Genomic DNA, 5742 nt, shown 5'->3' on the forward strand with positions numbered 1-5742 from the left:
TCAGCAAGTTTAAGATTTGTACCTTCAGCCTCGTTAAACCCTTCGATGATTGCTTCAAAAATATTTGCCTCAGCTATGATCTCGCGTGCCATTTCTGCCGGGTCGTAACTTTGTTTGGCTTTCTTAAGTCCTACTATTTGTTTATCGATCGCAGCACCAATCTTGGCTAATGCTGCTTTAAAATCTTGCTTATTGATAGATAAAGCAGTTTTGGTTTTATTCAGTGTTGCGATCATTTTAGAGTTCTCTTTTAGTATCTTGTGTATTTTCCTACAACTTTACCAACTAGTCGGCATGTGTGATCAAGAGGGATAAGCTGCGGCTTCCAGTTGGGATTCAATGGCTGCAGATAGTAATTTCCATCTTCCGAAATAAGTTTTTTAAAAGTAGCCTCACTGTCTCCATCGCAAGCCATTACAACCAAAGCACCGGTATTTAGTTCATCTATTTGATATGTTGGGTTGATGTAAATAAATTCATCTGGCTTGAAGTCAGGTTCCATAGATGCACCCTTTACAATTAGCGCAAATCCATTTTTACCTGCTCTGGAATCATATGGTATCCAGTCAATTGCGCTAGATAAATCGCTTGATAATACATAACTAAAGTCACCAGCCTGCACCCAAGACAATACAGGTGTTTGTCGTGGCTTATCTTCGTGAGCTAAGTCAACTGGCGGCACAAAGTTCATGTTTTGAGGTTTTTTTAGATACTCAGCGTTTGGTGGTAAATCCAATACACCGGACTCCCAACCAATCTTTTTTTCTAAATTTCTTGCTGCCTTTTCACCAAAACTACCATGGCCTTTTACCATTTGGGAAATTTGACTCGGATTAATATCATAGTGATTTGCAAAATCCGCATCACTTGAGAACTTACCAGAGGCTATAGCAGCATCAATCGCTGCGCGCAAATTTATGCGTCTAAGAGAAACAATATCCATAATTAGTATTTCAACTATTTTTTAGTAAAAAGTAAATTCACATTCGCTAAACTTCTGTTGACACAATTAGCATTTAAAATTAGTATTTACTAAATATTTAACTAAAAGGAGATCAGCATGTCTTCTTCAAACACCGAGCAACTTAAAAACTACTTGAAGAGCATGTCTATTGAAGATCGTGAAAATTTCGCTAAAGCGTGTCTAACCACGCTTGGAAACCTTCAACAAATTATCTATGTCAACAAGAAGTGCAGCGCAGAGCTCGCGATTCGTATTGATAAAGCGAGTGAAGGGCGTGTTTCTTGCGATCTTTTATGCCCAGGCGCTGATTTCAATTATTTAAGAAACCAGCATCTTTCTGCCTAAGGAAAAATTTATGAGTCTTGAAAAAGAAGATCTTCGACTGAAGATGCTTCCCGACATGATGGAGCGATTGAGATTGATTGCTGATGTTCGGGGTAAAGAGTATGCGGTTCAAGCAACTATCCTTCTAGAAAAAACGATTATGGGTGAGTATCACGAAGTTAGCTTAATGCTTGAAAGAGCAGAAAAAAACAGGAAGAAAAGGGAAGAGTTGGGATTGATCGGGCGTGTTGGGGTTAATCCAAATTCACAAATTTTAGAAATAAAAAAAGCCTGATCTCTTACATCAGGCTTTAGACGTTCAAAACAGTTAGGAAATGAACATGATAAATTTAACAGAAGTACAAAGCGAAGACAATCGGGAATTTTTAGTGGGTGATGTGGTGGTGTCTCTATGTGATGGCATCAATCCGTGCTTGTTTGAAATCCAAGAAGCTGAACATGCCTCGTATGATGAGTTTTTAAAGTGCAAACCCCTTGATAGTCAAACCGGGTTTGTCTGTTTTCTTGCGATAAATGAGATTCGCCACGCATCGGTTGCAGAACTGAATGCAAAACGCCGTCTAACTGCAACAGAGCAAGCATTGGGGGAAGTTTCATGAATTCTAGATTTCAGAACCAGCCTGATTATAAACAGATCCAGCAAGTCCAATCGTTTCATGAGCCTGCTTTGCGTGTTCTTGGTCAGTTGTTTGAACGCAATCAGCATAACCTACGCATTAAAGGCTACGACGAGAATAATGCTGCAATCACCAAGACTGAGCTATCAGAGGTTATGGCTCGTCAGTTCCGAATTACTCAATGGTTGGCAAGTCAAATTGTAAGTAGCTTGATAAATGCGGGCTTAATTGAATCTTTTGGGGGCTACGTGAAGCCTAAGGCGGGTGTTAAATGACTAAGCACGTACCTCAAGAAAATCAAATCTTACTTTTGGCACCAGTACGCATATACACAGCCAAAGAACTCGCTGCTATGCCACTCTCAGTTATGAACGCTTGCATCGAAGCACAGGAAAAGTTCGCTGTGCTTGAGCAAACAACTCAAATGGGGGGGGCAGCAATAACCATACGCCGTTTAATGGAAGAAGGATTTCCATTGATTCAGGTTATCGAAAAATCACGCATACGCTACAAGATTGCTGGCGAATATTATCCACCCCGGATTATTCGGCAGTTGGAAAAGCGTGGCTTGATCAAGTTGGGAGTGAAATCGCATGAGCAATAAGATAGTAAATGAGATCCGAAGACTCCCAATCGATAGCACTCCAAAAATGCTTCTATGGGTGATTGCTGACATTGCCGATGATGAGGGTAATACAAGTTGGTATGCACCTAGATCGCGCCTTATGGAAGAAACAGGATACAGCAACAAAACAATCGCTGTATGTGTTGCATATCTTAAAGAGTGCGGGATTGTGCAGGTGATTGGAGGTAATGGTCGTCAAAATCAGTACATTGTCACGCCTGAAAACTTTAAAGCTGATGTGAAATATCAGCCTAAAAAAGAAACAAAACCAGTGAGCGAGGTTCACCAGTGTACAGGGTTCACCAGTGAACTAGGTTCACCACTACCAGTGAACCTCACCGACAAACCAGTGAACTTGGCGCAAAAACCAGTGAGCGAGGTTCACACTATCCCTCATATCCATCAATATCCCTCTATTTATCCATCATTAGGCGATTCAGAGAATCCGCCATCTGAGCAACAACAACCCAAGGTAAAACGAGTTACTAAAAAACAAGCGGGCATCAACTTACTTGTTGAACTCGGATGTGAAGAGAAATATGCACACGACTGGATGGTAGCTCGCAAAGGTGCACAGCTTACAGACTCGATTCTTGAAAACTTAACTGAGCAAGCGAGCAAGGCAAATATTTCGATTGCAAAGGCGGTTGAGTGGTCAGCCAAAAAGGGATATCAGGGTTTTAAAGCAGATTGGTATCTCAAGGATCAACAACGTGGCAATGCACCACTGAATACACCTAATCACTCGAATGATCGCAATGCTTCCTACTGGGCCAATTTCAATCAGCCGCAAGAACCAAATGATTGGTTTGATGAACCGATTGATGTCACACCAAAAAAGACGTTACTGATTGAGGGGGTAGGTCATGCGTGAGATTGCCCAGGTAGAAACCATGCCATTTGAAAAACAATTGATTCTGACATTGCAAACGATGTACGCACAGCAATTTGCAAAGCACTTTCATGACAAACCAATGGAACTTGTTGAAACCATTATTCGTGGGGCTTTGGTTGGTGTTGACCAAGAGGGATTTAGCAAGGGTATTGCACGCTTGCTTTCAGGTCATTCTAAGTTCATGCCTCAGATCCAAGAGTTTAAATCCTGGTGTGTATCAGGAACATGGACCGCAGTCGAAGCTTGGTACCACGTTTGCGAATGGTCTAAAAACTCAGATCACAAAATTACAGTGTTGGCCAAGCAATGCTGGGATGAGATCTATCATATCGTCGTTGAAGGAAGTATGCGAGAAGCGAAAAGCCAATTCATCAACCTGTATGAAGAAAGACTGACGCGGGCGCACTTGCAGGGTGTGAGACAGGAGATCTATACGCCACCAGTGGCCATTCCTGTCAAAACAATTCACATGCCTTACAAGGCTGATAACAAGAATTTGGATCAGGAAAAGCTTGCAACGATGAAGAGCCTTGCACAGCAGTATCAATCCAAAGGCATGTCAGTAGTTGCGGCATTTAATCAGGCGTCTATTGATCTGACAGGTAAGAGCATGATGGGAGGTGGGGCATGAATGAGCACAAGAAATGCAAAAAAATTAATTTCGAAGATCAAATCAGCTTAATGCTATTTGCGTGTTATGCGACACAGCCATTTTCCGTTGCTGATATTCAAGAAGCTGTCTTTGATTTTCATAGAGCTACGGTCTACAGCTTGCTAAATGAACACACGAAGTACGGATATCTCGAGCGTGTTTCAGACAGTCACTATCGAGCAACTCAATACGCTAAAGACATCATGAATGTGAAAGGTGAAATGATAAATGACTGAACTTACTCATCGCCAACTTTGTGAAATAGGATCTCGATTTCTAAAGCGTCCTGAATCGGCTAATGGCCATGGTTGTCACTTCACAGTAATTGAACCAACTTGCTATGGCGAAAATCCTGATGTGTTTGGTGTGCGTCATGGGTTACACGCTGCCGGTGTTGGAACCTTTTTACTTGAAGCTAAAACAAGCCGATCAGACTTTCTTGCTGATCGTTCTAAACCACATCGTATCAATCCTGAAATTGGTATGGGTAAGTATCGCTATTACATATGTCCGACCGGGCTAATCAAACCTGAGGAGCTTCCAGAAAAATGGGGCTTGATTTACGTTAATGACAGAGGCAATTGCAAAGTGGTTGCTGGTGTGTTGTCAGCGCCAAAAATCAAATATTACTGCCAGTGGTCCAAGAAAAACAAAAGCCATTTTGACCACAAGATAGTTGAAGAAAACTTTATAACAATGGCGTTTGAAGATAGAAACATTCAAAACGAAATGAATCTTTTAACACTGGCATTGGCCCGCATTCAGGATCCTGAAAAGATCTTATATATGCAGCGAAATTACACGCGTTTAGAGCAAAGCAATCATGAGCTTTCTCATGAGTTACATAGCCTTCAGCGTGAGGTGAGATTACGTGACTTCAATCAGTCTCGCTGAGTATAGGGCTAAGTTTCCAATCAAGAAGGGTAAAAAGCGCCGTTCAGTCAAAGGACAAAGGGTACAGAGTGAAGGCGAAGTAACACTGGCCAGAGATTTGAGGGCGTTAAAAATTGGATTTGAGCAGGAATACAAGTTTCATCCAGATCGTAAATGGCGGGCTGATTTTCTGATAACGGGCTCAAAAATATTAATTGAAGTTGAAGGTGGGATTTGGAGTGGAGGGCGACATACAAGAGGTAAAGGCTTCATAGCAGACATGGAAAAGTACAACGCGGCGGCGGTAATGGGTTTTAAGGTTTTACGGTTCGATACACAACAAGTGAAAAGCGGTTTGGCGATTAAGCAGATTGAAATTTTGGTAAATGGTAAATAAGGAAGGCGAATTATGTTGATTGAAAAGTTTGATTTTTTAGAGTTCTTGCGCCTTGCTATAGCTCAAAGTGAGGGGAAGGGGAGAATTACAAAACACATCGTTTTAGGGGAAATTGCATTGATGCCAGCCGGTGCAAAAAAATGGGCTGAATTACTGATAGATCGAGTTGACTTTGAGCGTATCGCACTGGTCACGGAATCAAAGAAAATTTATGAAACAACAATTATTGACGGTGTAGAGCGTAAGAAGCGTATCGAAGATATACCAGGTAAAGTCGAATTTAAAAAAGGCGAAATCAATAATGCAGATTTTTTCCGTGTGCGTAACGTATTGGCAGGAAAGATCCATAAGGAAATGATTAAGAAAAATTTTAA

The 5742-nt window shown here is 41.4% G+C and carries 12 protein-coding genes and 1 pseudogene; 11 read left to right on the top strand and 2 right to left on the bottom strand.

Annotation, left to right across the window (positions count from 1 at the left end):
- Positions 1-236: hypothetical protein (locus tag ADA42_RS01815; protein ID WP_048763292.1), on the bottom strand; the 236-nt coding region annotated here is incomplete at its 3' end.
- 14 nt (positions 237-250) lie between these two features.
- Positions 251-943: a LexA family protein gene (locus ADA42_RS01820; protein WP_048763294.1), complete on the bottom strand. Its 693-nt coding sequence runs from the start codon at positions 941-943 to the stop codon at positions 251-253.
- A 117-nt stretch (positions 944-1060) separates the two neighbouring features.
- Between ADA42_RS01820 and ADA42_RS01825 the strand changes: the two genes are divergently transcribed.
- The 11 genes and pseudogenes from ADA42_RS01825 to ADA42_RS01875 form a co-directional block, all read left to right on the top strand.
- Positions 1061-1309 (top strand): hypothetical protein, encoded by a 249-nt coding sequence (locus ADA42_RS01825; protein WP_048763296.1) that lies wholly within the window; start codon positions 1061-1063, stop codon positions 1307-1309.
- Between the two features lie 10 nt (positions 1310-1319).
- Positions 1320-1583: a hypothetical protein gene (locus ADA42_RS01830; protein ID WP_048763298.1), complete on the top strand. Its 264-nt coding sequence runs from the start codon at positions 1320-1322 to the stop codon at positions 1581-1583.
- Between the two features lie 46 nt (positions 1584-1629).
- The gene (locus ADA42_RS01835) at positions 1630-1908 is read left to right on the top strand and encodes a hypothetical protein (protein WP_053086573.1); all 279 of its coding nucleotides are present in this window, start codon (positions 1630-1632) and stop codon (positions 1906-1908) included.
- A complete protein-coding gene (locus ADA42_RS01840) occupies positions 1905-2201 on the top strand; it encodes a hypothetical protein (protein ID WP_048763300.1) in 297 nt (98 codons plus the stop codon). Before ADA42_RS01835 ends, ADA42_RS01840 begins: the two co-directional genes overlap by 4 nt.
- The gene (locus ADA42_RS01845) at positions 2198-2530 is read left to right on the top strand and encodes a hypothetical protein (protein WP_048763302.1); all 333 of its coding nucleotides are present in this window, start codon (positions 2198-2200) and stop codon (positions 2528-2530) included. Before ADA42_RS01840 ends, ADA42_RS01845 begins: the two co-directional genes overlap by 4 nt.
- Positions 2520-3425 carry a hypothetical protein gene (locus tag ADA42_RS01850; RefSeq protein WP_048763303.1) on the top strand — a complete coding sequence of 302 codons (906 nt, stop codon included), beginning with the start codon at positions 2520-2522 and terminating at the stop codon, positions 3423-3425. The genes ADA42_RS01845 and ADA42_RS01850 overlap by 11 nt, the downstream gene beginning before the upstream one ends.
- Positions 3418-4077: a hypothetical protein gene (locus ADA42_RS01855; RefSeq protein ID WP_048763306.1), complete on the top strand. Its 660-nt coding sequence runs from the start codon at positions 3418-3420 to the stop codon at positions 4075-4077. Before ADA42_RS01850 ends, ADA42_RS01855 begins: the two co-directional genes overlap by 8 nt.
- Positions 4074-4334: a hypothetical protein gene (locus ADA42_RS01860; protein ID WP_048763307.1), complete on the top strand. Its 261-nt coding sequence runs from the start codon at positions 4074-4076 to the stop codon at positions 4332-4334. The genes ADA42_RS01855 and ADA42_RS01860 overlap by 4 nt, the downstream gene beginning before the upstream one ends.
- Positions 4327-4992 carry a hypothetical protein gene (locus tag ADA42_RS01865; RefSeq protein WP_048763309.1) on the top strand — a complete coding sequence of 222 codons (666 nt, stop codon included), beginning with the start codon at positions 4327-4329 and terminating at the stop codon, positions 4990-4992. The genes ADA42_RS01860 and ADA42_RS01865 overlap by 8 nt, the downstream gene beginning before the upstream one ends.
- Entirely contained in the window at positions 4970-5368 is a 399-nt protein-coding gene (locus ADA42_RS01870; RefSeq protein WP_048763311.1) for a DUF559 domain-containing protein, read from the top strand. The genes ADA42_RS01865 and ADA42_RS01870 overlap by 23 nt, the downstream gene beginning before the upstream one ends.
- A gap of 12 nt (positions 5369-5380) precedes the next feature.
- Positions 5381-5742: pseudogene (locus ADA42_RS01875) on the top strand (hypothetical protein); the annotation flags it as partial.

The sequence above is a fragment of the Acinetobacter sp. 243_ASPC genome (assembly GCF_001054715.1).
Lineage (GTDB): Bacteria > Pseudomonadota > Gammaproteobacteria > Pseudomonadales > Moraxellaceae > Acinetobacter > Acinetobacter soli.